Origin of the sequence: Paenibacillus spongiae (genome assembly GCF_024734895.1) — a bacterium.
GTDB classification, from domain to species: Bacteria; Bacillota; Bacilli; order Paenibacillales; family Paenibacillaceae; genus Paenibacillus_Z; species Paenibacillus_Z spongiae.
The window spans coordinates 292,501-318,740 of sequence record NZ_CP091430.1 but is presented as its reverse complement, the minus strand read 5'-3'; the positions used below and the strand labels follow the sequence as shown (position 1 = coordinate 318,740).

The following is a 26,240-nucleotide window of genomic DNA, read 5'->3' as shown; positions in this document are numbered from 1 at the left end:
TATTTACCCGCTATAGGATGAATTGAAAAAGAGCAACGGCCCGTTATGAACGAATAATAAGTCCGGCAGCGCCTACAACGCCGGCATTGTTGCCGAGAATGGCCGGAACGATTTCCACGCCTTCGGCGATAATTTCAGGCGTTGATTTGATGAAGACTTCACGAATCTGCTCAAACAGAAACTCGCCGGCATGCGAGACGCCGCCCCCAATGATGAAGCGCTGCGGATTAAGCACAACCGCTACGGTCGACAATGCCTTGCCCAAGTAATAAGCCGCACGCGTCACGATACGCGAAGCCACCTCGTCGCCGGCTTTAGCCGCGTCAATGACATCCTTGGCCGTGATATTCTCTACGAAAGACAGCGAGGTGCGGTCGCCGCGCTCTACGGCGTCCTTGGCCATCCGGATAATGCCGGTCGCCGAAGAAACGGTCTCCAGGCAGCCCATCTTGCCGCAACCGCACTGAATCGCCTCCAGATCCGGTACGATCGACATATGGCCGAGCTCGCCCGCCACGCCGGCATAGCCTTCGACAATGCGGCCATTGATGATTATGCCTCCACCAACGCCGGTTCCCAGCGTGAAGCAGACGCACTGCATGATATCGCGACCCGCGCCAGCCCAAGCCTCGCCAAGTGCCGCCACGTTTGCGTCATTGTTAATAAGCACTTTCTTTTGGAGTTTATCCTCCAAGAATGTTTTAAGATGCACGTCACGGAAATGCAGGTTTGGCGAAAACTTGATGATACCGTTCGGAATATCAATAAAACCAGCAATGCCGATTCCAACGCCTTCTACCTGATCCCAGCTGTACGGCGATTCTTCAACGATGAGCCGGGCGTAGGCGGCGATATTATCACATACCGCATCCGAACCTTTCTCCGTTTCGGTTGGTCCTTCATAGGTATGGAGCAGTTCGCCGTTCGTATCGCAAATACCGACTTTAATCGTGGTACCGCCGATATCGACGCCGACTACAATTTTTTCAGACATGCCAAGTCCACCTCTACAATAATGGTAGTGTTGCTTCAGTTCCAACTATAATTGAACGTCTTCATTAGGTCAAGGTAATGCATGAGGCTTGAGCTTCGCTTCTTTTAATGGAAATAAATCCGTCCTATCGTACCGCTGACGGTTCCAAGGCGAACGCTTTATCAAGCAGCCGCTAAGCTATATTCGCTCTATAGTTCCCTCTTCTTCCCTGAATACATGAAGAGCGCCCCCTGTGCAAGGAAGCGCTCGTTCTGTTGTATAGCCAAGTTGCAATCCTGGTGCTACAGCGATTGGCTCCAGTCATGAGCGGGCTGGCCCTCAAGAAACTTCTCGCAGTCGAGCGCCGCCATGCAGCCGCTGCCTGCTGCCGTAATGGCTTGACGGTATTTATGGTCTTGAACGTCGCCGCAGGCGAATACGCCCGGCACATTCGTCTCGCAGGTTCCCGGCTTCACAACCAGATAGCCGGTCTCATCCGTTTCCAGCTGTCCGCTGAGGAACTTGGTGTTCGGCGTATGACCGATCGCAACGAAGATGCCGTTCGTCTCGATGACTTCCTCTTCACCCGTCTCATTATTACGGACCTTCATACCCGTGACGCCCATATCGCCGGCTATTACTTCAACTGGCGTACGGTTAAGCGCCCAACTGATCTTGCTGTTCTCGCGTGCGCGGTCCTGCATGATCTTGGAGGCGCGCATTTCTTCGCGGCGATGAACGAGCACAACCTCGGATGCGAAGCGCGTCAGGAAGTTCGCCTCCTCCATCGCGGAGTCGCCGCCGCCGACTACGATAATTTTCTTGCCGCGGAAGAAGAACCCGTCGCAGGTCGCACATGTGCTGACGCCGCGGCCTACATTCTCACGCTCGTTCGGGATGCCAAGGTACTTCGCCGAAGCGCCCGTCGAGATAATGAGGGATTCCGCCTGAAGCTCGCCTTGTCCTTCAACCTGAAGCGTGAAAGGGCGCTTGGACATATCGACCGCGTTCACCCAGCCGGTGCGGAATTCCGCACCGAAGCGCTCGGCCTGCTTACGCATATTCGCCATGAGATCCGGTCCCATGATGCCCTCGGGGAAGCCCGGGAAATTCTCGACCTCCGTCGTCGTCGTCAGCTGTCCGCCCGGCTCCGGTCCTTCAATGACCAATGGATTCATGTTGGCGCGCGCCAGATAGATGGCTGCAGTCAAACCGGCAGGGCCGGTCCCGATAATAATGGATTTGTACATATAGTTGCCTCCTTCACATTCGACACCTTGCTCCACAGTATGCCTACCCTTAGTTTCGGCTCCAGCCGAATGAACCATGCAGACCTGCGTTAGAGCTCTTCGTCTAAGATTAGTCCCGAATCTGCTCCGTTAGCGAAGGGAAGATCATCTTCATCTTTTCCTTAATGCCGCAAACTTCATCAATTCGTTTCGCGCATTTGCTCACGGTGGCGATCGATGTTCCGTAACGCTCGGACACCTCATGATAAGAGATTGCCCGGCGGTGCATCTTCGCGGTTAAATATTCCAGGGCAGCAGCCCATCCTTCTACCTTACCCAATTTCGGCACTTCCGGATAGACCCGTGATAAAAACTCGATCCACAACGTGAGGAGATCATGCTGCTGAACCAAGTCATAATGCTTGTTCATACGGATGAGCGCAGCTTCGAGAACGGCCTGCCACTTATCTTCCCATATCGGAAGCCGAGATGGCATACGGCTATGCTCAATGACGGTTTCTTCCCCTTCGAGCACGGCCTTAAGCGATTCATGCACGCCAATGGTGCGGAGCACGAAGATCGCAATCCGCTTCAGGTAGTCATCCTCCTGCGGCTCTACAATAAAGTCGCGGAGCGCATCCTTCACTTCGTTATCGGCAATCATTCCGAGCGCTTGGATCACCTGCAGCTTGGTATTGCGGTCGCCGTGGCGCAGTGCCCAGAAGAAGGAGGAACGAACCAGCGGATCGCGCTTCAGATGGTCTGGCAGCGTATCGCTCGACTTCTCCCACAGCTTGAACTGCTCTTCGAAGGGCAAATGATAATGGTAGCTTGTCGGCGCGGGCTCTCCGCCTTCCCGTACGCGTCCCAGCTGCTCCAGATAGTAGCCTGGCACGTTCGATTGCGGATCCATCTTGGCGACCTGCATCCACAGCCGCTCGGCTTCAGCCAGTCTTCCCGTATTGCATGCGGCAACGGCGGTATAGTGGTATAGGCAAGGATCGCTGCGAAGCGAGCCTTCCTTCATCAGACGCACGAAATGCCGGTACGCTTCGCCGTGCTCGCCTAGTATGCCCATCGTTGTAGCCAGCTTGAACACATGCTCCTGGTGAAAGGGCACCGTCTTGCACAATTGCGAAATAAGCGGACGCAGCTCTTCCTCGTTGCCGGCATGCTGATGAAAGATGGCCAGATTGCACAGCGCATGAAGATTGCCCGGCTCGATCTCAAGCACTTCGCCGATGGTATGCATCGCCTTCTCGAACATGCCCATGTAATAGTACGCCAGCGCCAAATTATTGCGCGCGGCGAGAAATTCGGTATTCTTCTCCACGATGCTCTCAAGCAGGCGCACCGCTTCGACGAACTTGCCCTCTTCCAGCATCGCGCGTGCCTGGTCATGCTCATAGAACCCTTCGCGCGCCTTAATGAAGGCAAGCTTGGTCGGACGCTCCAGTTCGAAGTGAAGCAGCTCCATCATCTCTTCCGCTTCATCCAGGAACTGTCCTTCGGCATCCTCTTCCAAGTAACGGACAAGCGCATCCTCGGCCGGTTCGTACATCTCCATATTGGCAAAGTTGTTCGCCATATAGAAGTGGCACTCCGTCATTGCCGGATCAAGCTCGTCGATAATCATGCGGAGAATGCGGTTCGATTCCTCGTAATCGCCCATCTCCGACAGGATCCCGGCCATGTTGCAATGGTTTACCGGATTGTCCGGCTCGTATTCCACAGCGCGCCGGAAATATTTCAGTGCCTTGTCATAATGATATCGATCCAGCGAGCGGACGGCTCGCTCGAAAAAGAACGTTGCGTCCCATTGAATCGGTATAACTTTCGTTTTCTTGCTCGCAGCCGCACGTTTCTTCTCTTTCATTTTCGCAAGGCACCTCCCCGGTACATCTAAGTTCTACGATTATACCATAGCGCGGCCTATCCATACACGAAAGAATATGTTGGCAAGACGCGGGTTAACCGGTTGCATCGGATTCCGATGACTGATGATTCAATGACAATTATGAGGCCTTATTGAGAAGGATATAACGATGCTATATGCCTGCATTTTTGAACAAGGTGCTGATCGATCCGCCTTCGATGATAATGCGGGTTGCCTCGGCCAGCATCGGCGCTACGGACAATACGGTGAACCGTTCGGAGTGGTTATCCGGCAGGGAAATCGAATCGGTGACGACGACTTCTTTAATATTCGGATGGTCCAATCGCTGCAGCGCGGGGCCGGAGAACAGCGGATGCGTCGCGCAGACGTATACGTCCTCGGCGCCGCGTTCCTTGAGGCCCTCGACTACGTTGACGATCGTCGTGCCGGTATCGATCATATCCTCGATGATGATTGGCGTACAGCCGTCAACATCCCCAATAACGTGAGTGATGATGGATTCGTTGTGAGTCGGCCGTTTCTTGATCATGATGGCGAACGGCGAGTCCAGATAGTTCGCCAGCTTCTCCGCCGTGGAAGCACGTCCAGCATCCGGGGATACGACGACGGGGTTCCGAATGTCTTTGCGTTTCAAATAATCGCTGATCAAATCTAGCGCGGTCAGATGATCTACCGGAATGTTGAAGAAGCCTTGGATGGCCGGCGCATGCAGGTCAATGGTTATGACACGGTTCGCACCGACGGTCGTCAGTACGTCAGCAAGCATTTTTGCCGAGATCGGCTCACGCGGTGCGGCTTTCCGCTCCTGGCGCGCATATCCGTAATACGGCATGATAATGTTGATCGTCCGTGCGGAAGCACGCTTTGCCGCGTCAATCATGACAAGCAGTTCGACAAAATGATCGTTGATTGGGTGCGAGAACGATTGCACCAGGAATACGTCGCAGTTACGGACCGACTCCTCGTAGTGAACATAGATCTCGCCGCTTTTGAAACGTGACAATTTGATTTTGCCGAGCGGCAGGCCGAGTTCGGCGCTGATCCGTTCAGCAAGTTTTGGATTCGAGGAACCCGAGAAAATACGCAGCTTGTCGCTAAACATGATACCCTCCTGAGCGATTGGACCACTTAATTTTTACATTCGTAGCAGCTTGTTTCGACAACTTTCATTATACATGGAATCCGGAATAATTCAAAAAGTCACGATTCGCCATTTTTGCCCTAAAAACCCTGCCAAAGGTGGGAATCCGACTTCTTACAACAGCGCACGAGCCTCGAGCAAAGAACGGCAGCCTCCCAGACTGTCAGCCTTGTAACGAGGATGTCTGTACGGCACATAACCGAGCTTCGCATGATGCGGCTCGGTTACTGGGCCCCTCGGGCCAATCTTTATTTGGAGGTCGGTTTCGTCTTGTTATGACGATGCCCTAGCTCTGCCATGACCTCATCGAGAGATAACCCGCGGTCGCGGAGCAGCACCATGAGGTGGAAGATCAGATCGCTAGTCTCCATCCGCAGCTCATCGTTATCCTTGTTTTTCGCCGCGATGATGACCTCGGCCGACTCTTCGCCGACCTTCTTCAGAATCTTGTCGACGCCTTTCTCGAACAAGTACGTCGTATATGCGCCTTCCGGACGCTCCACGTAACGCCTTGCAATGACGCTCTCCAGCTGGCTCAGCATCGCGAACCGGTCGGCGGCTCCTTCCTGCTTAGGCGCTTCGGCCCGGATGCTCTCCGCCCCGGCAATACCGCCGATCTCGTTGTAGAAGCAGCTGTATCGTCCCGTGTGGCATGCCGGCCCCTGCTGCTGCACGAGGACGAGCAGCGTGTCTCCATCACAGTCGTAATGCATCGATACGATGCGCTGCGTATGGCCGCTTGTTGCGCCTTTATGCCACAGCTCGCTGCGCGAGCGGCTCCAGAACCAGGTTTCGCCGGTTTCGACCGATTTCGCAAGCGACTCCCGGTTCATATAAGCCATCATGAGCACTTCTTTGCTGATTTGATCCTGCACGATTGCCGGCACCAGCCCGGCTTCATCCCATTTGATTTGTTCGGCCACAGCCTCTATAGGGTTTGCACTCATCGTACTTCGACTCCTTTCTTCCGCAGATCGTCTTTAACGTCGCGTATCGTCATCTCTTTATAGTGAAAAATCGTCGCGGCAAGACCTGCATCCGCGTGTCCCTGCTCGAATACGTCGTAGAAGTGCTCCAGCCGTCCCGCTCCGCCCGAGGCGATAACCGGAATGCTTAGCGAATCCGATACCGCACGCGTCAGCTTCAAGTCGAAGCCATCCTTCGTGCCGTCCGCATCCATGCTGGTAAGCAGAATCTCTCCCGCCCCCATGCGCTCCACTTCCTGCGCCCAGGCCAGCGCCTTCATGCCCGTAGCATTGCGGCCTCCATGCGTAAAGACTTCCCATTCTCCCCATTCCGGATTGAACTTCGCGTCGATCGCGACAACAATGCATTGCGAGCCGAATTTGCGCGCCCCGTCCTTGACCAGCGAAGGGTTCTTCACAGCCGCCGTATTGATGCCGATTTTGTCCGCACCCGCACGGAGCAGCCGCTTCATATCGTCAACATGGGAAATTCCCCCGCCGACCGTAAACGGAATCGTAATTTCACCTGCTGTCCGTTTGACCACTTCCACCATCGTAGCGCGGCCTTCGACCGAGGCCGAAATATCAAGAAATACCAGCTCGTCCGCGCCTTCCTTGTCATATGTCGCCGCAAGCTCGACAGGATCGCCCGCATCGCGTAAATTGACAAAATTGACGCCTTTAACAACACGGCCATCCTTCACATCAAGGCATGGAATAATTCGTTTGGCCAGCATACAGCTGCCTCCCCCTATCAGATAATGCGAACCTAAGCTTCCTGCTTATCCGGTACGATTAGCGAACCGCTTCGCGTGAAACGGCCAGATTCAAGAAATTGCCAAGCAGCTGCATCCCCAAATCGCTGCTCTTCTCAGGGTGGAACTGCATGCCGTATACATTGCCGCTGCCGACGATTGCCGTCACGTTCTGGTGATAGTCGGTCGTCGCGAGCAGGTCGCTTTCGCGCTGCGGCTTGGCATGAAAGGAATGTACGAAGTATACATGGCCTTCCGCAAGCCCCTCAAACAGAGGGCTCGGCTGACGGAAGATCAGCTTGTTCCAGCCCATATGCGGCACTTTATAATCGCCTTGGAAGCGAATGACATTCCCCGGAAGCAGTCCGAGGCCGGCATGCCGGCCATGCTCCTCGCTTTCGTCGAACAACAGCTGCATGCCCAGACAGATGCCGAGCAGCGGCTTGCCGGACGAAGCGTAGAACTTCGTTACTTCATCGAGTCCCGTATTCCGCAAATTTTGCATCGCATCGCCGAAAGCGCCGACGCCCGGCAGAATCGCGCCGTCCGCTTCCAGGATTTCTTGAGCGTCCGCCGTAATTTTCGCTTGATAGCCTAGCCGCTCGACCGCCTTGCTGACGCTGTGAAGATTGCCCATGCCGTAATCAATGATCGCGATCATCTTACAGCACTCCCTTCGTCGAAGGCACTCCTTGTACGCGAGGGTCAATGCTGGTTGCTTCATCAAGCGCCCGTCCGAGCGCCTTGAAGACCGCCTCGATCATATGATGCGTATTGACGCCGTAATGCACGATGACGTGTAGCGTCATGCGCGCCTCAAGCGCGAGCTTCCAGAGAAACTCGTGTACGAGCTCCGTAGAGAAGCTGCCCACTTGCTGCGACGGATACTGTGCCCGATATTCGAAGTGCGGGCGGTTGCTAAGGTCGATGACGACCTGGGCCAGCGCCTCGTCCATCGGCACGAACACCGATGCGTACCGCTTAATGCCCTTTTTGTCGCCTAATGCTTCCCGAATGGTCTGACCGAGGCAGATTCCGATATCCTCTACCGTGTGGTGATCGTCGATATCGACATCGCCCCTGGCTTCGACGGTCAGATCGAACTGACCGTGCTTCGTAAACAGATCCAGCATATGATTCAGAAACGGGACGTCCGTTTCGATATTCGACGTTCCGCTGCCGTCCACTGAAAACGCCAGCTTGATGTCTGTTTCATTCGTCTTGCGCGCCACATCGGCCGCGCGGATGACATGATCCGCCATGAAATGCCCTTCTTTCATCGTTTATTCCCGGCCCTCTCGCTCCAGCCGGATTTCGATCGCTCGTGCATGCGCTTCAAGACCTTCATGGCGGGCAAGCGTCATAATCTTATCGCCATTAGCCAGCAGCGCCTCTTTGCTGTAATAGATCAGGCTCGATTTCTTCACGAAGTCGTCCACGTTCACGGGAGAAGAGAAACGGGCCGTTCCATTCGTCGGAAGAATGTGATTCGGGCCTGCAAAATAATCGCCGACCGGCTCGGAGCTGTAAGGTCCGATGAAGATCGCGCCGGCGTTCTCGATCCGGCCCAGAATCGACATCGGGTCGGCGATCATCACTTCAAGATGCTCCGGCGCCATCCGGTTGATGACCGCGATCGCTTCGTCGAGCGATTCCGCCAGCAATACTGCACCGTTGCTGTCGATAGACTTGCGCGCTATGTCCGCTCTCGGAAGCTCCGCAAGCTGCTTCTCGACTTCAATGGCCACCCGGTCTCCAAACTCCCGGGAGGTCGTTACGAGAATAGCCGACGCCATCTCGTCATGCTCCGCTTGCGATAGCAGATCAGCCGCCACATAAGCGGCATCGGCCTGCTCGTCGGCCAGAACGACGATCTCGCTCGGCCCCGCGATGCTGTCGATATCGACAGCGCCGAATACGGCTCGCTTCGCGAGCGCGACGAAGATATTGCCGGGACCGCATATTTTGTCCACCGGCGGAATCGTTGCCGTACCGTAAGCAAGCGCCGCTACCGCCTGCGCTCCGCCTATGCGGTACATCTCCTTCACACCCGCTTCCGCAGCGGCTACCAGAATATAGGGATCGATACCCTCCTTGCCGCCCGTTGCCGGCGGCGTAACCATGACGATCTCCGGAACGCCGGCTACCTGTGCCGGAATGACATTCATCAATACCGATGAGGGATAAGCAGCCTTCCCTCCCGGAACGTACACGCCGACCCGCTTGAGCGGACGGAGAATCTGCCCGAGCATCGTTCCGTCGGCCTGCAGATCCATCCATGACTGACGAAGCTGCTTCTCATGGAATGCCCGAATATTCGCAGCCGCCTCACGGATGGCTGTCAGGAATGCGTCGTCCACGCGACCGTACGCCGCCTGAATCTCGCCTTCCGTTACCCGCAGCGAACCGGGGTCCAGCTTCACCCGGTCATGCTCCTCCGTATAGGCGAGCACGGCCGCGTCGCCCTCGTTCCGGACCGCTTCGACGATCTTACGGACCGTTTCATTCTGCTCCGGCGTGCCGTACTCCACCTCGCGCGTCAACCCAAATTGCTCCGCACGCAGCATACGCATGCGCTTCGCCTCCTTCCGAAAACCGCCGCACCTCATCGTGCGGCGTAATAATATAACTCTCTGCGCTTCGCATCGGACAGCCGGGATTACGCGTTCGGCTTCGCTCCGATGACATGCTGCAGCTTGTCGCATAAGCTCTGAATCGCTTCATTCTTCATCCGGTAGCTGACGCGGTTCGCAATCAGCCTGCTCGTTATGCCGAAGATCGATTCCATCTCGACGAGGCCGTTCTCTCTCAGCGTCTGCCCGGTCTCCACCATATCGACGATACGGTCGGCCAGACCGATCAAGGGCGCCAGCTCGATCGAGCCGTTCAGCTTGATGACTTCGACCTGCTGGCCCCGCTCGCGAAAATATTGCGAAGCGACGTTCGGATACTTCGTCGCCACGCGGGGATGGATGGCCGGCTTCCAGTCCGGTAGGCCGATGACCGACATGCGGCACTTCGCGATGCCAAGGTCGAGCAGCTCGTAGACATCCTTATTCTCTTCCATCAGCACGTCTTTCCCGACGATTCCGATGTCCGCCACACCGTATTCAACATAGGTAGGCACGTCCACCGGCTTGGCCATAATGAACGACATGCCCGCCTCCGGCAGCTCGATGATCAGCTTCCGCGTATCGTCGAAGTCGCTTGGAATCGGAAGTCCCGCCTCACGGAACAGCTTCGAAGCCTGCTTGTAGATGCGGCCCTTGGGCATCGCTACCTTCAGCAGATCCCGCCCGCTGTTCTCGACGGCAGCGGCAAGAATGCCCATGTCCATCCTCTCCAGGCCGCCTGCGGCGCTCTGGAGAGCTTCTGCGCTTATACCTCCGCTTACGTTCTTACTCATACCGAAGCACCTTCCTGTTCGCCGAAGAAACGAATGAACGCAGCAAACGTCTCTCCTTTGTAAACAACCTTCTCGCGGCTCTCCGATCGTTCGGCGTCAGCCGCAACCTCGTCAGCCGCCGACAGCTCCATCTTCTCCGTAATGACGACGGCCCCCGATTCCCGCAGCTGCTGCGCTTTAGCCAGCGCTTGCCCTCTACCGGCATCGTTGTAGCCGATAAGCACACGTTCCTTGAGATCGTCCTCGCTATCGCCGATCAGCTCCAGAATACGAGTCGTCTTAAGCGCAAAGCCTGTCGCCGGGGCAGGGCGTCCGAACTGCTTCAGCAGATTGTCGTACCGGCCCCCGCTCGCCACCGGAAATCCGAGATCGGCCGCATAGCCCTCGAATGTCATCCCCGTGTAATAGGAGAAGTCCCCGATCATCGTCAAGTCGATGAGCACGTGCTCGCAGACGTCATAAGCCTTCAGGACATCCCACATCTCGCATAGATGGCGGATCGACGCCTGGGCCGTTGCGTTCGAGCTCAGCTGCAGCGCCTGCAAGCATATTTCCTGGCTGCCGCGCAGCCGCAGAATGTCCTCCAGCTCGCGCTGTACCGGCTCGGGCAGCGATAATTCACGCAGCCGCTCCCGGTAGCCGACATAATCGCGTCTAAGCAGGCAAGCCTTCAGCTCTTCCTGCGCATCTTCACGGCCGGACAGCGTATCTTCGAACAGGCCGTTCAGGAAGCCCACGTGCCCGATGGCGATCTTGAACCGGTCGACGCCCGCTGCCTTGAGCGAGGCGATCGCCAGCGCCACGACCTCCGCATCGGCCTCGGCGGAAGCATCGCCTACCAGCTCAACGCCCGTCTGGAAGAACTCCGCCTCATGACCGGCCTCCTCCTCGATGGCGCGGAAGATGTTCGAATGGTAGGATAGGCGCAGCGGGAACTGCGAATCCTTCAGTACCGAGGAAACGACGCGGGCGATCGGCGCCGTCATATCGGATCGCAGTACAAGCGTTGTTCCGCGGTTATTGAGCAGCTTGAACAGCTTGCGGTCGGACGTTGAACTGGCTACGCCCACCGTATCGTAATATTCCATCGTCGGGGTCATAATCTGCTCATAGCCCCACGAGCGCATGCATGCCAGCACTTGATTCTCGATTTGCCGCAGCTTGACGACTGCATGCGGCAAGTAATCTTTCACTCCGATTGGTTTCTCGAACACTTTCGGTTTGGACATCATTCGTTCACCTACAGACGCTTTATCGCGTTAATGTGTTACCATGTTACCATACTGCCAAAATAAAGGATTTAGTGGTAATAGTACCACGCCTGCACTTCTTCGTCAAGAGGAAGAAACCGACTGCTCCGCCGTTCCAGACAGGAATGGCGAACGCCGTCATGCACCTCCACCGGGCTGAGAGACTCCGCCGCCGGGCGAAAGAAATCGTCTGCTTGGTTAGCATCGAGCCCCATTGCCTCTGTGACTGTATATTCATGGCTTGTCCCACCGGTCGGAGATCCGATAGGACCCCTGACAAGAAAGCGACCGGAGGCGGATCGCCCCCGGTTCGCTCATCTCAACTTGCTTCTCAGTTTCATTAAGCTCTCCGCTTGGGACGCCTCTTCGTCCTTTCGGCCGTGATACCGGTCAGGCAGCTTGCCCAGCACATAAGAAATCCCTCCGATGTATCGATATAGAACCACCAGCAGGGCAATGGATGCTCCAAGCGAGAAGACGAAGCCTCCCGCCACCCATACATGATAGATCCCATTCATCGGAACTGCCGGGGAGAGCTTCCGGTAGATCAGAAGAAACCCCGGATGTACCAAGTAAACCCCGAACGATAATGTTCCTAATTCATCCAGACCCTTGATCCATTTCTCAGGCGCTCTCGCGTACAGCGTGTATACGATCTGGAGCAGCACGAGAATGGAGGTGAACGTGAATAAATTATAGCCGCCTTCGTACCAGAGGTGGTGAAGGGCCTTGTTATTCGTCCGGGTTACATACCATACGGTGACATACAGTGCTGCGGAAGCTGCCCATACGGCCCACAGCAGCGCCGTCCAGGCACCTGTCCGGGCCCGCAGCTTCCACTTGCCGGGCTGCAGCCATTTCTTCACCTGCTCATAATGGATACCTACGAATACCCCCAGCAGAAAAGGTGCGAAGTAGGTAAACGCGACGGTTCCTTTGGATGGTATATGCCACACATACCGGTTCATCGCATAGAAGCCCCATTGGATGGCAAAGCCTAATGGAATAGCCCAATATACAAGCCGCTTCCACCGGCGGAATAGAGCTAACAACAGAGGGAACATCACATAGAACTGAATGGTGACCAGCAAATAGTATAGATGCGTGTATGCATTGCCATTCGCGAGTCTTTCCCCGAAAAGTCTTATAAATTCACTTATATTGGCTAGATTAAGGGGATGCCTGGTGAGAACGAAATACACGCCGCTGTAATAGACGAGTGAGACGGCGAAATAAGGAATGACGATGTAGACCAGCCGCTTCCTAAAGAAACGGGACCAGTCGCCACCGGACATCGGACGGTCGTAGTAATTATAGAAGAGAGTGAAGCCGGTGAGAAAGACAAAAGCCGGGACGCAATACAGCGCGAGCGTATTCAACAGGTTGTAGGCGAAGAAAGAATCGTAATTCACGAGATTAACAACAGATGCTGATGTTGCATGTACCATCAATACGCCAAGTATCGCGATTGCGCGAAGGATGTTTAATTCCCGAACCGTCTCTCGTTGGGCCATACCCGTTCCCCTTCCATCATCGTCTGAGGCGGCAGCGGTACCCTATTCTTCCGTATTCACTTCTATAACGGCATCGCAGGGGTTACGCTTACCGGAATCCCTACTAATATATACCACTCATCCCTTATTTATCAAATTATTTTCGTTCAGATTCGACCTTGCTTCAAGCCTTTATTTTGACTGCTGTTCTTTCGTTATCGTATGGATCGGGTTGCCGCCGACAAACGCGCCCGGCTCGACATCTTTATGGACCACCGAGCCCGCCGCAACGACTGCGCCATCCCCGATCGTCACCCCGGGCAGAATCGTCGTATTCGCTCCGATCATGACGCCGGAGCCGATCACGACTTCGCCCAGCCGATACTCGCGAATCAAATACTCATGCGTTAATATCGTTGTGTTATAGCCGATAATCGTATTATTCCCTACCTTGATGCGCTCCGGAAAAAATACATCGACCATCACCATGAGCGCGAATGCGGTGTGGCTTCCCACTTTCATGCCGAGCAAATTCCGGTACACCCAGTTTTTGACCGGCAGAGAAGGACAATAACGGGTGAATTGAATGCAAATAAAATTTTTGACGGCCTTCACCCTGCTGACTGTCTTGTACATTTGCCAGAGGGCGTTCGGCCCCTCGACCGGATAGCGCTCCACATTACGCAAGCGGATCCCGCTCCAATCCGACTAATGCGTATAGATCACGCATATCGTGAATGATGTGCCTTGCGCCGCTTTCAATCAGCTTGTCCTCGCCCTTAAGCGACCAGGCTACTCCGACTGGTATACAACCTGCCGCTTCCGCCGCTTCAATATCGACTACACTGTCGCCGATCATCACAGTCGCAGCCGGATCCGCTCCAAGCGCTTCGATCGCTTTGAGTACGGGCTCAGGATGCGGCTTAGGATGGACCACATCGTCGATCGTAATGATCCCTTCCGGCATCACATAGTCGTACAGCTCGGTATACCGCAATCCGCGCTCCGTCGTAAGCTTCGCTTTCGTCGTTACAATCCCGATTTGGAAGCCCTCCGCCTGCAGTCTTGCCAATACCTCCTGCACGTAAGGGAAAGGCTTCACGTATTCATCGTGAAGCCTCAGATTGATTTCGCGGTACATCGAGACAAGATGCGACACTTCCTCCAGATTGGAGAAACCCTGCATCTGTACGGCTAGCGGCAGTCCCATGGTTGGAATGATTTGGTCCCGGCCGAATCCGGCCGGCACCACTCCCTCCAGCGAATGCAGGAACGATTGAATAATCAGCTCGTTCGTATCAAGAATGGTTCCATCCAAGTCAAACAACAGCGTCCGGATTCTTGTTGTCATCGTGCTACTCCTTCTTCGCTGATTCCGCGTCCGCTTCGCCTGCAGAACCGGCTTTCGAAGCATTCTGCTTCTTTTCCGCCTCAATAGCTTTACCCGCAGCGCCGTCCTTCTGAATCATTGGCTTGCTGTCTTGAGCGGATGCTGCCGCAGAACCGCCCTCTTGTCCGGCAGCTGCACCTGCAGGAAGACCCGTTTTCCGGTTCATAATGGGGTCGCTGTAGCGCTCCACGGCGGCACCCGTCTTTCTGCGGATAATGATGATGATAATGGCGGCAATAATGAGGATAACGGAAATCAGCTGCGAAATCCGTACATTGCCGTATTCGGGATCCAGATAGCCTTGCTCGAACAGAAGCGTCATCGGCGACCACAGCCCGTCCATCAGCGATACAAGCCAGGATGGGCCTTGGAAGGCCAGGCTGTCCGTACGAAGAGCTTCGATGAAGAAGCGCCCGATCGAATACCAGATGAAGTACGTCATCAGCAGCTCCCCCGCACGGAGGAACGGTCTGCGCCGAAGGACTAGCAGCAGAATAAGTCCCGCTAAATTCCAGACGGATTCGTATAGGAAGGTCGGGTGGTGATAGACGCCGTTAACGTTCATCTGGTCGACAATCCATGCCGGCAGATGCAGCGTATCCCGCAGGAAGCTTTCCTCCGCAGGTCCTCCGTAAGCTTCTTGATTCACGAAATTGCCCCAACGCCCAATCATTTGTCCTACGATGAGCGAGGGCGCGCAGATGTCGGCGATACGTATTAAGCTGTAGCCCTTATAGCGGGAATAGAAATAACCGCAGATGAATGCGCCGATCAATGCCCCATATATGGCTATTCCGCCATTCCATATTTGAAAAATAGCCAGCAGATCATGCTTGTAGTCCTCCCATTTGAAGGCGACGAAATACAAGCGGGCGCCGATAATGGCAGACGGTACGCCGAACAGCAGCAGGTCCATGAAGAAATCCGGAGACAAGCCGAATCGTTTGCCTTCGCGAACCGCCAGCAGCAGCCCGACCAGTGCAGCTGTGCCTAGTATAATGCCGTACCAATGGACGGTAATCGGCCCTAGCGCGAAAGCGATTGGATCTAGACGAAGTCCTATCATGCGTTCATATCTCCTTTATTTATCATTTTCAATCATAATCATCCGTATCGTCTGCGATGGTTTCCGTCAGCTTGTTCGTAAATTGCAGTGCCGCATTGTACCCCATCCGCTTCAAGCGGAAGTTCATCGCCGCCACTTCGATAATGACCGCCAAGTTGCGTCCCGGACGAACCGGTACCGTAACGAGCGGAACATCGGTATCGATGATACGGGTCAGCTCTTCATCGAGGCCCAGGCGGTCATACTGCTTATCGGGCTGCCAGTTCTCGAGCTTGATCACTACGCTGATCCGCTTCATATTGCGAACCGCACCCGCCCCGAAGAGCGTCATCACGTTAATGATGCCGAGACCGCGTATCTCCAGAAGATGCCGGATTAGCTCCGGGGCGCTGCCATGCAGCTGACCGTCCGAAGTTTGCCGAATCTCGACCGCATCGTCGGCAACAAGCCTGTGGCTGCGTTTGACCAGCTCCAGTGCCGTCTCGCTCTTCCCGATGCCGCTTCCGCCCGTAATGAGCATGCCAACGCCATAGACGTCGACCAGTACACCGTGTATGGTGGCTGATGGCGCAAGCCTGCGCTCCAGGAAGTTTGTAATGCGGCTTGAAATAATTGTCGTGGCCACGTTGCTGCGCAGAACCGGGATTTGTTTGCGGTTCGATTCTTCAATCAGCTCCCGCGGCACCTCCAGCCCTCTTGTTACGATGAAGCAGGGCGTTGCATCGTGGCATAGCCGTTCGATCCGATCCACCCGTTCCTCATTGCTTAGCGTTTCCATAAAAGCGAGCTCTGTTTTTCCTAGAATTTGTACCCTTTCCTCAGGAAAATAATGAAAATACCCCGCCATCTCCAATCCAGGCCGATATAAATCGTCAACCGTAATACTGCGACGCAGTCCGTCTTCTCCGCTTACAATCTCCAGCTGAAACTGCTGGACAAGCTCGGACACCTTTACCTTCTTAGCCATGGTTCGGCCTCCCTCACTATCGTTGCCTGCTGCTTTTTGGCACAGCATTATATTTAAAAAATTCCAATATGATTATCGTAACGAAAAAAAGCATCGAACGCAACGTCGCCGCTGTTTTCGATGCTTGAAAATACTTGCTCTTATGGATTGATTTCGATTTGGAACGGCTGCAGCGCATAACCCGGATAGTCTTCCACGTCAAAGGTAAGCGGCTGCGGATAATCTCCTTTCGGGAGAGGAACATATACATACTTCTTATTCTCGTTGGAGTTGAAGGATCCGCTCGTAAAATAATCCGGCGAAGCCAGCTCATGCTTCTTGCCGGCCCCGTCTATAAATGTCGATCCAACCAAGTTATAGGCGGCATTAAGCTGATCCACCTCATCCAACTGATTGATGGCCAGCGTCAGCAGCATATAATCCGCTTTTTCGTTGATACCTTCGAATGAGACCCTTGAATCCGGAGCCTCAAGGACGCTCGCCTTCTCCGTATCGATGACTAGCTTCGCCTGCTTAGGTACGGTGAATATTCCATCCGCTTTTATCGTCAGCTGCTTGGGGCGGTTGAAGTAGCTGCTCTCAAAGTGATAGACCCTTCCGCCTTCCGGCAGTCCGTAGGCATTGGTCCAGCGCCAAGGCTCCCCCCGCTCATCCTCGATGACCATATGAATAAACCCTTTTACCTGGCTGCTGTTAGCCGAATCGTTGCGCACGACGACCTCCAGCTGCAGCGGGGAGAGCTTCGCGGTTTCGAACGTAACCTTCTGCCCGTCAATCTCGACCGTTTTGCCGATCGCCATTTCTTGAGATAACCCTTCAAACCGGGAATGATCGATGGGAAACTCAACTTCCAGCACCGTATCGTCTACTTCCGCTTTCATTTTCACTTGCTTTGGCATCGTGACCGTATTCAGCAGCTGCAGATCGACCATATCCTGTGGGGCGCGAGGCTCATTAGCCGTTTTGCCCATGGAACTGTAGTCGAACATGAGGGTTCCCTCCAGCCGCTTATTCTCCTCGTCATAGAAGCTGAAGCTTATGCCGGTATCGCCCCAGCCCTTGGTTATATTGGAAGAATAGAAGACAACGAGCCTTCGCTCATCGGCGATCAGACCCTCTACCGTCAATTGGATGCCGTCCTTCTCGACGGTCTTCCCGATCAGCTGCATAAAGTCTTTATCGATTGCCGTGCGAAGCGCAGAGTCGTACTCCACCAGCTTGACGAAAGCACCGATCCCCGGAATGTCCCGCATGGCATTGGCAAACACGGGCGACACTCTGACCGTGAAGGCAAAGAGCAGCACGAAGCAAGCGATCACCGCTCCTGCACTTAGGCCGGCACGCCATCTTCGTCTGGGCTTTGAACGTGCTTTTCCCTGTTCCAACCCTCGGCGAATCGCGCTTACAATCTTTTCTTCGGCTATCCCAGCCGATACGGCATTCAACCGGCTGCCTTCCATACGCAAAGATTCCGCTACCGTCAGGTCTGCAGCAGTAAGCTCCGCTTCGTCCATAACGACCTCCGGCTTATCCGGTTCATTACATTCCACCGGCAGTTTCTTATCCTCACAGGTCTCCCTGCGCAGCGCTCTCTTTTCCCTGTCCGAACTGTCCGGTTTGCGCTTGTCCTTCTCGTCCATCGCTCATTTGCACCTCCTCGGTCCGCACCATGTACTTTCGCAGCTGCTTCAGCCCTTTATGAAGCCATGTTCGGATCGTTCCATCCGGCCGCTGCAGGATGCCGGCAATATCCAGGACCGTCAGATCCTCATAATATTTAAGCCGGATGACATCCCTGTAGGGCTCCTCCAGCAGCTCCACAGCCGCGGCGATATCTAACCGGTCCTCTGCGCCGGCTGCCCCGCTCTGCAGCTCCCTATCGTCCTCCATCCCGGCCTGGACCGGTTCTTGCCGCATATCTGCTGGAATAGCTCTCTTACGCCGCCGCAGCTCATCGGTGCATACGTGAATTAAGATACGAATAAGCCATGTTGTGATATATTGCGGCTTTTTCAGGGCATGCCTTTTGAGCCATGCCCGGCATACCGTTTCTTGAATCGCCTCCAACGCATCGGCTTCATTCCGCAGGTAAGCATACGCAATTCTCATCATTTGCTGCTTCTCGCCATTCATGATTTGCAGAAAGGCCTGTTCGTCCCCTTTGGCAGCAGCTTCTGCCAGCTGTTCCTTGTTCATCCTACCCTCCAGGGCGGCAATTACCGCTTCTCCTCTTCCTTCTACCGCCAGTATCGATTAGACGGGAAACCTGCGCAAACGGTTTTCACAAAATATAAAAAAAGCAGCCATCCGAAGGGATGACTGCTCTTCCAAGGCTTATCGCCGTTTAAGTCAATTAAACTTCAAATACGTTCAGTTCGCTCTCTTTGTCGAACACATGAACTTTGTTCATATCGATCGCAAGTTTCACGTTCGTGCCTTCTTTAACGCCGGAACGGCCGTCAACACGAGCGATTACAGTGTCTTTGCCCAGTCCGTTCAAGTACAGGTACATTTCGTGACCCAGGTTCTCTGCTACTTCAACATGAGCATTAACATGCGTTTGCGGGGAAGCTTCCAGGAATACTGGCTCTTCGTGGAAATCTTCTGGACGAATGCCAATGATAACTTCTTTGCCGATCAGGCCTTTTTCACGAAGCAGCTGCGCTTTGCCTTCTGGTACCAGAACGTCGATGTTGCTCGCTTTGAAGCGAACAGCTCCGCCTTGATCCGCCAGCGTGCCGTTGATGAAGTTCATCGAAGGCGCGCCGATAAAGCCTGCTACGAAGATGTTTACCGGATGGTTGTACAGCTCTTCCGGAGAAGCTGCTTGCTGGATGATGCCGTCTTTCATAACGACGATACGATCGCCCATTGTCATGGCTTCGATCTGGTCATGCGTTACGTAGATAACAGTCGTTTCAAGACGCTTCGCCAGTTTGGAGATTTCCGCGCGCATCTGACCGCGGAGTTTCGCATCCAAGTTGGAAAGCGGTTCGTCCATCAAGAATACTTGTGGTTCACGGACGATTGCGCGGCCCAGAGCGACACGCTGACGTTGACCGCCGGAAAGCGCTTTTGGCTTACGCTCAAGAAGATGTTCAATATCGAGAATTTTAGCGGCTTCACGAACACGCTTGTCGATTTCCGCTTTTTTGAATTTACGAAGTTTAAGGCCGAATGCCATGTTTTGATAAACGTTCATATGTGGATAAAGGGCATAGGATTGGAAAACCATCGCGATGTCGCGGTCTTTCGGAGCAACGTCATTCACAAGACGCTCACCGATGAACAGTTTACCTTCGGAAATTTCCTCAAGACCTGCAATCATACGCAGCGTCGTCGATTTACCGCAACCGGAAGGACCGACAAGAACGAGAAACTCCTTGTCTTTGATGTCAAGGTTAAAGTCTTTAACAGAAGCGTTATCCGAACCCGAGTATTTCTTGTAAACATGCTCTAAGCGTACACCAGCCATGCTTATTTCCCCCTAAACGAATAGTTGTTTATCCTTACACTTATCTTATATCAGTTTTGTACTTGTTTACTATGCACAAACTTTACAAAAAAACTACTTCCTTTTCGTCACTTTGTACAATAGTAATATGATTTTTACAAGAACGGCATCGCGGAATTGTCTGACGTCCAGCTCTGTTTCTTGCTTCAATTTATCCAGCCGATAGAGGAGCGTATTCCGATGAATATACAGCTTCTTGGCCGTCTCGCTGACATTGCAGTCCAGTGAGAAGAATGTCTCTAATGTCGTTAATATTTCCGGCTCCAGAAAGACGTCGGTGCGCTTCAGCGCCTGCTCTACGAATCTAATCCGCTGCGATTCCGGAATCGTGCTCAGCAGCCGTTCCAAGTGCAGGAGCCACGGAAAATGAATATTCGTTCCCACATGGAAGGCACGTCCCAGATTAACGGTTTCCCGAAGAAGAGCGGCCGTAGCAACGATAGAATGTATGGGGGAGATCGGATGAGAGACCGTCAGATGGCACTCGCCGATTGATTCGCTGGCCAGCATTTCGTGAAGCCCCATTGCAATAGAGGCCAAGCTTTCTTCGAGTGATTCCTCCGATTCTTCCTCCCTGTCCTCCGATTGCGCATCGCGAATGAGCGATACCGGTCCAAGCACCAGCCATTCCTGCTCCTGTAGTGGAATTAACATGATCTCTTCCGCCAGAAAGGTGCGAAGCAGCTTCTCCAGTTCGCTATAGCTTGTCCTTCCCAGCTCCGTCTGCTCGCTCACAAGCAGAAAAGGAATCATCGTCGTAAACACTTTGCCTCTGCCAATAAGTCGTTCCGGCACCGAGTTCTGCGTATCTCCGTTGTTCAGCTGTTCCACAATCCATGCGCCCAGCTCATTGGCATGACGCTCCGAATCCGTTAATCCTGCAAAAATCGGCATCTGAGCCATCTTTAATTGGGAGAGCGTCCATGATATTAACCGTATCTCCATATCCGTCAGCGATCCAGGATCCACCTCAATAAGATCCAGGCTGGAATCGCTTCCGCGAACCACAAACCATAACAGACCGCTCGGCAGCGTGATACAATCGCCTGGTGAAACCGCATTCTTTTGCAAATACAGCACATGGCTTTCTTCAGCGCTTACAAGGCTTTTCCACTCCTGTACAGGCACCTGCAGCTGACGGATAGGCCGTGCGATTACCTTCTCCAATTGCTCCATCCAGTTAGCTTCACTCATCGGTTAGCCCCTATCATGTGAGCATGCAGCTCTCTTTTTTAGGCCATTGTACCATAGATCAAAGGTAATTTCAGCTTAGGGCAAGGAGAACAACAATAGACAATAAAGAAAAGAGAGCCGCAATTAAATAGATAAACGACACCGTTTGGATCTGTGTTAATCCCCAGCGCATGAGCATATGGTGGGTATGCAGCTTATCCGCGCGATGAAGTCCTTTGCCCGAAATCAGCCTGCGGAGCATCACGACGGTCGTATCCAGAATAGGAACTCCCAGTGCCAGCAAAGGGACGGCAACCGTCACGAAAGTCGCGCTCTTGAAGGCGCCATCCACTGCAATCACGGCCAGCGTATATCCCAAGAACGTCGCACCTGCGTCCCCCATAAAGATGCGTGCCGGATAGAAATTAAAAATGAGAAACGCGACACATGCCCCTACAAGAATGACAGCAAGCAGCGCCGTGTCGAGCTGCCCCTTGAAGAGCGCCGCGATAAATAGCGTGATCGACGACAAGGTGGAAACTCCCGAAGCAAGTCCATCAACCCCATCGATAAAATTAATCATGTTAATGAGTGCAAACACCCATGCAGCCGAAGCGAAAATCGCGAACCACTCGGGCAGCACTATAAGTCCGCCTGGACTCGATAACCCTACAATCCGAATTCCGAATAGAAGGGGTATCAAAGCAACGCCCGCATAGATGATAAGACGCGGCCAGACCGGAAAATCCTTTCCTTTCGACTTAGCCGCATCGTCCAGCAATCCAATCAGCACCAGTAATAATCCACCTAGACTAATGGTCAGGCTAAGCGGAGTAGTGCCTTGAAATGCAAGCAGCGGAATAACAATACCTAAATACAGCCCCGCGCCCCCCATAAGCGGAACCGGCTTCCGGTGAATTTTGCGCGAGGTCGGCCGGTCAACAAATCCGAGCCGCAAAGCTAGCCTCCGCAAGAGTGGAACGCACAGAAAAACAATACCAAAGCTGATTATGGCCGCGATGATATACGGCATGAGCATTCCTCCCGAGGAACGTATGACTGTTTAAACATCAGTGTGCCCCGCCTTGTGCAAATTACCCATCGTCCGGATCATCCCTAGGATTAACATCATGAACCATTAATCGGCATAACAAAAAACCCGCAGACATTGGTCTGCAGGCTGTTGGTGTAAAAAATGGTGAGCCATGTAGGACTCGAACCTACGACACCCTGATTAAAAGTCAGGTGCTCTACCAACTGAGCTAATGGCTCTTACTTAGGAAGGGAATGGTGGAGGATGATGGATTCGAACCACCGAACTCGGCTGAGAACAGATTTACAGTCTGCTGCGTTTGGCCACTTCGCTAATCCTCCACAGTATTACAATAACAAGGCTTGTACATGAAATGGTGGCTCGGGACGGAATCGAACCGCCGACACGAGGATTTTCAGTCCTCTGCTCTACCGACTGAGCTACCGAGCCAGGAATGGCGGAGCCGACGGGATTCGAACCCGCGGTCTCCTGCGTGACAGGCAGGCATGTTAGGCCTCTACACCACGGCTCCGCATTGTATATAGATGGTGGAGGCTGACGGGATCGAACCGCCGACCCTCTGCTTGTAAGGCAGATGCTCTCCCAGCTGAGCTAAGCCTCCGAATATGGTAGCGGCAGAGGGACTCGAACCCACGACCTCACGGGTATGAACCGTACGCTCTAGCCAGCTGAGCTATGCCGCCACATAATTCAGGTTTACAACGCCGCCAAGCGCTGTGTGCAACCTCTTGATTCAGCTGATCTTGTCAGCCTACTCAACGATGTTACACCCTGAAAACTGGATACGAGTTTGCGTAACTCTTACATCTTAAGCATATGCTTCCGAAGCAGACTTTCACTCCGTGAAAGCTTGTAGGATAAGCCCTCGACCGATTAGTATTCGTCAGCTGCATGCATTACTGCACTTCCACCCCGAACCTATCAACCTGGTCGTCTTCCAGGGGTCTTACGAATTGGGAAATCTCATCTTGAGGGGGGCTTCGCGCTTAGATGCTTTCAGCGCTTATCCCGTCCGTACGTAGCTACCCAGCGGTGCTCCTGGCGGAACAACTGGTACACCAGCGGTACGTCCATCCCGGTCCTCTCGTACTAAGGACAGCTCCTCTCAAATTTCCTACGCCCACGACAGATAGGGACCGAACTGTCTCACGACGTTCTGAACCCAGCTCGCGTACCGCTTTAATGGGCGAACAGCCCAACCCTTGGGACCTACTTCAGCCCCAGGATGCGATGAGCCGACATCGAGGTGCCAAACCTCCCCGTCGATGTGGACTCTTGGGGGAGATAAGCCTGTTATCCCCAGGGTAGCTTTTATCCGTTGAGCGATGGCCCTTCCATGCGGTACCACCGGATCACTAAGCCCGACTTTCGTCCCTGCTCGACTTGTAGGTCTCGCAGTCAAGCTCCCTTATGCCTTTGCACGCTACGAATGATTTCCAACCATTCTGAGGGAACCTTTGGGCGCCTCCGTTACTTTTTAGGAGGCGACCGCCCCAGTCAAACTGCCCGCCTGACACGGTCCCTCCACCCGATTCAGGGTGGCAGGTTAGAACTCCGATACGATCAGGGTGGTATCCCAACGGTGCCTCCACCGAAGCTGGCGCTCCGGCTTCCTAGGCTCCCACCTATCCTGTACAGATCGTACCAAAGTCCAATATCAAGCTGCAGTAAAGCTCCATGGGGTCTTTCCGTCTTGTCGCGGGTAACCTGCATCTTCACAGGTATTAAAATTTCACCGGATCTCTCGTTGAGACAGCGCCCAAGTCGTTACGCCATTCGTGCGGGTCAGAATTTACCTGACAAGGAATTTCGCTACCTTAGGACCGTTATAGTTACGGCCGCCGTTTACTGGGGCTTCGGTTCACAGCTTCGGGTTGCCCCTAACCGCTCCCCTTAACCTTCCAGCACCGGGCAGGCGTCAGCCCGTATACTTCGCCTTACGGCTTCGCACAGACCTGTGTTTTTGCTAAACAGTCGCTTGGGCCTTTTCACTGCGGCCCCCTCGGGCTATTCACCCTACCGAGGCACCCCTTCTCCCGAAGTTACGGGGTCATTTTGCCGAGTTCCTTAACGAGAGTTCTTCCGCGCGCCTTAGCATGCTCTGCTCGCCTACCTGTGTCGGTTTGCGGTACGGGCACCTTCACCTGGCTAGAGGCTTTTCTTGGCAGCGGGAACTCATGACCTTCGGTACTATAATTTTCCCTCCCCGTCACAGCTCAGCCTTATCGATGGGCGGATTTGCCAACCCATCAGCCTTGCTGCTTGGACGGACTATTCCATCAGTCCGCGTCACTATCCTTCTGCGTCACCCCATTGCTCATAACGGTTTACGGTGGTACAGGAATTTCAACCTGTTGTCCTTCGACTACGCCTTTCGGCCTCGCCTTAGGTCCCGACTTACCCTGAGCGGACGAGCCTTCCTCAGGAACCCTTAGGCTTTCGGCGGACAAGATTCTCACTTGTCTTTTCGTTACTCATACCGGCATTCTCACTTGAATGCAGTCCACCAGTCCTTACGGTCTGACTTCAACCCGCATTCAACGCTCCCCTACCACTGATCTTACGATCAATCCATAGCTTCGGTGGTGTGTTTAGCCCCGTTACATTTTCGGCGCAGAGTCACTCGACCAGTGAGCTATTACGCACTCTTTAAATGGTGGCTGCTTCTAAGCCAACATCCTGGTTGTCTTTGCAACTCCACATCCTTTCCCACTTAACACACACTTGGGGACCTTAGCTGATGGTCTGGGCTGTTTCCCTCTTGACAATGGATCTTAGCACTCACTGTCTGACTCCCGGATACAAGTCGATGGCATTCGGAGTTTGACTGGACTTGGTAACCCTTGGCGGGCCCCGCACCCAATCAGTGCTCTACCTCCATGACTCTTTCATTCCGAGGCTAGCCCTAAAGCTATTTCGGGGAGAACCAGCTATCTCCGAGTTCGATTGGAATTTCTCCGCTACCCCCACCTCATCCCCGAATTTTTCAACATTCGTGGGTTCGGGCCTCCAGTGCGTGTTACCGCACCTTCACCCTGGACAGGGGTAGATCACTCGGTTTCGGGTCTACGTCCACGTACTTAGTCGCCCTATTCAGACTCGCTTTCGCTGCGGCTCCGGCTCTTCACCTTAACCTTGCACGGGAACGTAACTCGCCGGTTCATTCTACAAAAGGCACGCCATCACCCCTATAACGGGCTCTGACTTCTTGTAAGCGCACGGTTTCAGGTTCTTTTTCACTCCGCTTCCGCGGTGCTTTTCACCTTTCCCTCACGGTACTGCTTCACTATCGGTCACTAGGGAGTATTTAGCCTTGGCAGATGGTCCTGCCGGATTCCCACGAGGTTTCACGTGTCTCGCGGTACTCGGGATCCGTCTCGGAGGGTGCTGACTTTTGGTTACAGGGCTTTTACCTCTTGTAGCGGGCCTTTCCAGACCTCTTCGCCTAACCAACACCTTTGTAACTCCATGTGAGACGTCCCACAACCCCAAGAGGCAAGCCTCTTGGTTTGGGCTAATCCGCTTTCGCTCGCCGCTACTGACGGAATCACTGTTGTTTTCTCTTCCTCAGGGTACTTAGATGTTTCAGTTCCCCTGGTATGCCTCTTTCTGACCTATGTATTCAGTCAGAAGTGACTGCCCATTACGACAGCCGGGTTTCCCCATTCGGACATCCCCGGATCAAAGCCTGCTTACGGCTCCCCGAGGCAGTTTCGTTGTTCGCCACGTCCTTCTTCGGCTCCTAGTGCCTAGGCATCCTCCGTGCGCTCTTACTAGCTTAACCTATGTGCTCCGGTTGATTCGCTGGACGCTCCCGTTGAACACCTGTTTCTTGATCCACTAAACTCTTCGAGCTGTGGAAACAGATCTTCAAAAGTCGCTTACCATCGAACAACCTTCGCTTGCAATTTAAGATCCACGATCTGATCCGAAGATCAAAACCTTCACTCAAACTGCGAAAAAACTC

21 protein-coding genes, 6 tRNA genes and 1 rRNA gene are annotated in these 26,240 nt (G+C 53.8%); all 28 read right to left on the bottom strand.

The window, feature by feature from the left end:
- Positions 1-43: 43 nt before the first annotated feature.
- On the bottom strand, positions 44-994 hold the full coding sequence (locus L1F29_RS01495) for an ROK family glucokinase (protein ID WP_258386646.1): 951 nt from the start codon (positions 992-994) through the stop codon (positions 44-46).
- Positions 995-1,275: 281 nt separating this feature from the next.
- A complete protein-coding gene (trxB, locus tag L1F29_RS01490; protein ID WP_258386645.1) occupies positions 1,276-2,223 on the bottom strand; it encodes a thioredoxin-disulfide reductase in 948 nt (315 codons plus the stop codon).
- Between the two features lie 109 nt (positions 2,224-2,332).
- Entirely contained in the window at positions 2,333-4,078 is a 1,746-nt protein-coding gene (locus L1F29_RS01485) for a tetratricopeptide repeat protein (RefSeq protein WP_258386644.1), read from the bottom strand.
- A 172-nt stretch (positions 4,079-4,250) separates the two neighbouring features.
- Positions 4,251-5,201: a ribose-phosphate diphosphokinase gene (locus L1F29_RS01480; protein WP_258386643.1), complete on the bottom strand. Its 951-nt coding sequence runs from the start codon at positions 5,199-5,201 to the stop codon at positions 4,251-4,253.
- 287 nt (positions 5,202-5,488) lie between these two features.
- Complete coding sequence (gene hisIE / locus L1F29_RS01475; RefSeq protein ID WP_258386642.1) at positions 5,489-6,187, bottom strand: bifunctional phosphoribosyl-AMP cyclohydrolase/phosphoribosyl-ATP diphosphatase HisIE; 699 nt, start codon at positions 6,185-6,187, stop codon at positions 5,489-5,491.
- A complete protein-coding gene (gene hisF / locus L1F29_RS01470; protein WP_258386641.1) occupies positions 6,184-6,942 on the bottom strand; it encodes an imidazole glycerol phosphate synthase subunit HisF in 759 nt (252 codons plus the stop codon). The genes hisIE and hisF overlap by 4 nt, the downstream gene beginning before the upstream one ends.
- Before the next feature lie 58 nt (positions 6,943-7,000).
- Positions 7,001-7,621, bottom strand: coding sequence for an imidazole glycerol phosphate synthase subunit HisH (gene hisH, locus L1F29_RS01465; protein WP_258386640.1), 621 nt, complete (start codon positions 7,619-7,621; stop codon positions 7,001-7,003).
- A 1-nt stretch (position 7,622) separates the two neighbouring features.
- Positions 7,623-8,222 carry an imidazoleglycerol-phosphate dehydratase HisB gene (gene hisB, locus L1F29_RS01460; RefSeq protein ID WP_258386639.1) on the bottom strand — a complete coding sequence of 200 codons (600 nt, stop codon included), beginning with the start codon at positions 8,220-8,222 and terminating at the stop codon, positions 7,623-7,625.
- A 21-nt stretch (positions 8,223-8,243) separates the two neighbouring features.
- Positions 8,244-9,533: a histidinol dehydrogenase gene (gene hisD / locus L1F29_RS01455; protein WP_258386638.1), complete on the bottom strand. Its 1,290-nt coding sequence runs from the start codon at positions 9,531-9,533 to the stop codon at positions 8,244-8,246.
- A gap of 86 nt (positions 9,534-9,619) precedes the next feature.
- Positions 9,620-10,291, bottom strand: a complete 672-nt coding sequence (gene hisG / locus L1F29_RS01450; protein ID WP_258389572.1) for an ATP phosphoribosyltransferase — start codon at positions 10,289-10,291, stop codon at positions 9,620-9,622.
- Between the two features lie 71 nt (positions 10,292-10,362).
- Positions 10,363-11,595, bottom strand: a complete 1,233-nt coding sequence (locus L1F29_RS01445; protein WP_258386637.1) for an ATP phosphoribosyltransferase regulatory subunit — start codon at positions 11,593-11,595, stop codon at positions 10,363-10,365.
- A gap of 335 nt (positions 11,596-11,930) precedes the next feature.
- Entirely contained in the window at positions 11,931-13,130 is a 1,200-nt protein-coding gene (locus L1F29_RS01440) for an acyltransferase (RefSeq protein WP_258386636.1), read from the bottom strand.
- A 171-nt stretch (positions 13,131-13,301) separates the two neighbouring features.
- Positions 13,302-13,796, bottom strand: a complete 495-nt coding sequence (locus tag L1F29_RS01435; RefSeq protein WP_258386635.1) for an acyltransferase — start codon at positions 13,794-13,796, stop codon at positions 13,302-13,304.
- Complete coding sequence (locus L1F29_RS01430; RefSeq protein WP_258386634.1) at positions 13,789-14,460, bottom strand: HAD-IA family hydrolase; 672 nt, start codon at positions 14,458-14,460, stop codon at positions 13,789-13,791. Before L1F29_RS01430 ends, L1F29_RS01435 begins: the two co-directional genes overlap by 8 nt.
- Positions 14,461-14,464: 4 nt before the next feature.
- Positions 14,465-15,565 carry a prolipoprotein diacylglyceryl transferase gene (gene lgt / locus L1F29_RS01425; RefSeq protein ID WP_258386633.1) on the bottom strand — a complete coding sequence of 367 codons (1,101 nt, stop codon included), beginning with the start codon at positions 15,563-15,565 and terminating at the stop codon, positions 14,465-14,467.
- 28 nt (positions 15,566-15,593) lie between these two features.
- Positions 15,594-16,532, bottom strand: coding sequence for an HPr(Ser) kinase/phosphatase (gene hprK / locus L1F29_RS01420; protein ID WP_258386632.1), 939 nt, complete (start codon positions 16,530-16,532; stop codon positions 15,594-15,596).
- A 140-nt stretch (positions 16,533-16,672) separates the two neighbouring features.
- Positions 16,673-18,172: a DUF4179 domain-containing protein gene (locus tag L1F29_RS01415; protein ID WP_258386631.1), complete on the bottom strand. Its 1,500-nt coding sequence runs from the start codon at positions 18,170-18,172 to the stop codon at positions 16,673-16,675.
- Entirely contained in the window at positions 18,099-18,728 is a 630-nt protein-coding gene (locus L1F29_RS01410; protein WP_258386630.1) for a sigma-70 family RNA polymerase sigma factor, read from the bottom strand. The genes L1F29_RS01415 and L1F29_RS01410 overlap by 74 nt, the downstream gene beginning before the upstream one ends.
- Positions 18,729-18,885: 157 nt before the next feature.
- Positions 18,886-20,007, bottom strand: a complete 1,122-nt coding sequence (locus L1F29_RS01405) for an ABC transporter ATP-binding protein (protein ID WP_258386629.1) — start codon at positions 20,005-20,007, stop codon at positions 18,886-18,888.
- A 93-nt stretch (positions 20,008-20,100) separates the two neighbouring features.
- The gene (locus tag L1F29_RS01400) at positions 20,101-21,240 is read right to left on the bottom strand and encodes a PucR family transcriptional regulator (RefSeq protein ID WP_258386628.1); all 1,140 of its coding nucleotides are present in this window, start codon (positions 21,238-21,240) and stop codon (positions 20,101-20,103) included.
- Positions 21,241-21,310: 70 nt separating this feature from the next.
- The gene (locus L1F29_RS01395) at positions 21,311-22,252 is read right to left on the bottom strand and encodes an MraY family glycosyltransferase (protein ID WP_258386627.1); all 942 of its coding nucleotides are present in this window, start codon (positions 22,250-22,252) and stop codon (positions 21,311-21,313) included.
- A 163-nt stretch (positions 22,253-22,415) separates the two neighbouring features.
- A tRNA-Lys gene (locus L1F29_RS01390) sits at positions 22,416-22,491 on the bottom strand.
- A 16-nt stretch (positions 22,492-22,507) separates the two neighbouring features.
- Positions 22,508-22,593, bottom strand: a tRNA-Tyr gene (locus L1F29_RS01385).
- A gap of 33 nt (positions 22,594-22,626) precedes the next feature.
- Positions 22,627-22,702, bottom strand: a tRNA-Phe gene (locus L1F29_RS01380).
- A gap of 5 nt (positions 22,703-22,707) precedes the next feature.
- Positions 22,708-22,784, bottom strand: a tRNA-Asp gene (locus tag L1F29_RS01375).
- A 14-nt stretch (positions 22,785-22,798) separates the two neighbouring features.
- Positions 22,799-22,874 (bottom strand) — tRNA-Val (locus tag L1F29_RS01370).
- Positions 22,875-22,879: 5 nt separating this feature from the next.
- A tRNA-Met gene (locus tag L1F29_RS01365) sits at positions 22,880-22,956 on the bottom strand.
- A 170-nt stretch (positions 22,957-23,126) separates the two neighbouring features.
- Positions 23,127-26,057, bottom strand: a 23S ribosomal RNA gene (locus L1F29_RS01360).
- Between the last annotated feature and the right edge of the window lie 183 nt (positions 26,058-26,240).

Coding starts and splice junctions, on each gene's coding strand:
- L1F29_RS01415 (WP_258386631.1), bottom strand. CDS start 18,172: ATGGACGAGAAGGACAAGCGCAAACCGGACAGTTCGGACAGGGAAAAG.
- L1F29_RS01440 (WP_258386636.1), bottom strand. CDS start 13,130: ATGGCCCAACGAGAGACGGTTCGGGAATTAAACATCCTTCGCGCAATC.
- L1F29_RS01430 (WP_258386634.1), bottom strand. CDS start 14,460: ATGACAACAAGAATCCGGACGCTGTTGTTTGACTTGGATGGAACCATT.
- L1F29_RS01485 (WP_258386644.1), bottom strand. CDS start 4,078: ATGAAAGAGAAGAAACGTGCGGCTGCGAGCAAGAAAACGAAAGTTATA.
- L1F29_RS01395 (WP_258386627.1), bottom strand. CDS start 22,252: ATGCCGTATATCATCGCGGCCATAATCAGCTTTGGTATTGTTTTTCTG.
- hisIE (WP_258386642.1), bottom strand. CDS start 6,187: ATGAGTGCAAACCCTATAGAGGCTGTGGCCGAACAAATCAAATGGGAT.
- hisH (WP_258386640.1), bottom strand. CDS start 7,621: ATGATCGCGATCATTGATTACGGCATGGGCAATCTTCACAGCGTCAGC.
- L1F29_RS01480 (WP_258386643.1), bottom strand. CDS start 5,201: ATGTTTAGCGACAAGCTGCGTATTTTCTCGGGTTCCTCGAATCCAAAA.
- L1F29_RS01405 (WP_258386629.1), bottom strand. CDS start 20,007: ATGGCTGGTGTACGCTTAGAGCATGTTTACAAGAAATACTCGGGTTCG.
- hisB (WP_258386639.1), bottom strand. CDS start 8,222: ATGGCGGATCATGTCATCCGCGCGGCCGATGTGGCGCGCAAGACGAAT.
- hisD (WP_258386638.1), bottom strand. CDS start 9,533: ATGCGTATGCTGCGTGCGGAGCAATTTGGGTTGACGCGCGAGGTGGAG.
- L1F29_RS01445 (WP_258386637.1), bottom strand. CDS start 11,595: ATGTCCAAACCGAAAGTGTTCGAGAAACCAATCGGAGTGAAAGATTAC.
- trxB (WP_258386645.1), bottom strand. CDS start 2,223: ATGTACAAATCCATTATTATCGGGACCGGCCCTGCCGGTTTGACTGCA.
- lgt (WP_258386633.1), bottom strand. CDS start 15,565: ATGATAGGACTTCGTCTAGATCCAATCGCTTTCGCGCTAGGGCCGATT.
- hprK (WP_258386632.1), bottom strand. CDS start 16,532: ATGGCTAAGAAGGTAAAGGTGTCCGAGCTTGTCCAGCAGTTTCAGCTG.
- L1F29_RS01495 (WP_258386646.1), bottom strand. CDS start 994: ATGTCTGAAAAAATTGTAGTCGGCGTCGATATCGGCGGTACCACGATT.
- L1F29_RS01400 (WP_258386628.1), bottom strand. CDS start 21,240: ATGAGTGAAGCTAACTGGATGGAGCAATTGGAGAAGGTAATCGCACGG.
- hisF (WP_258386641.1), bottom strand. CDS start 6,942: ATGCTGGCCAAACGAATTATTCCATGCCTTGATGTGAAGGATGGCCGT.
- L1F29_RS01410 (WP_258386630.1), bottom strand. CDS start 18,728: ATGAACAAGGAACAGCTGGCAGAAGCTGCTGCCAAAGGGGACGAACAG.
- hisG (WP_258389572.1), bottom strand. CDS start 10,291: ATGGGCATTCTTGCCGCTGCCGTCGAGAACAGCGGGCGGGATCTGCTG.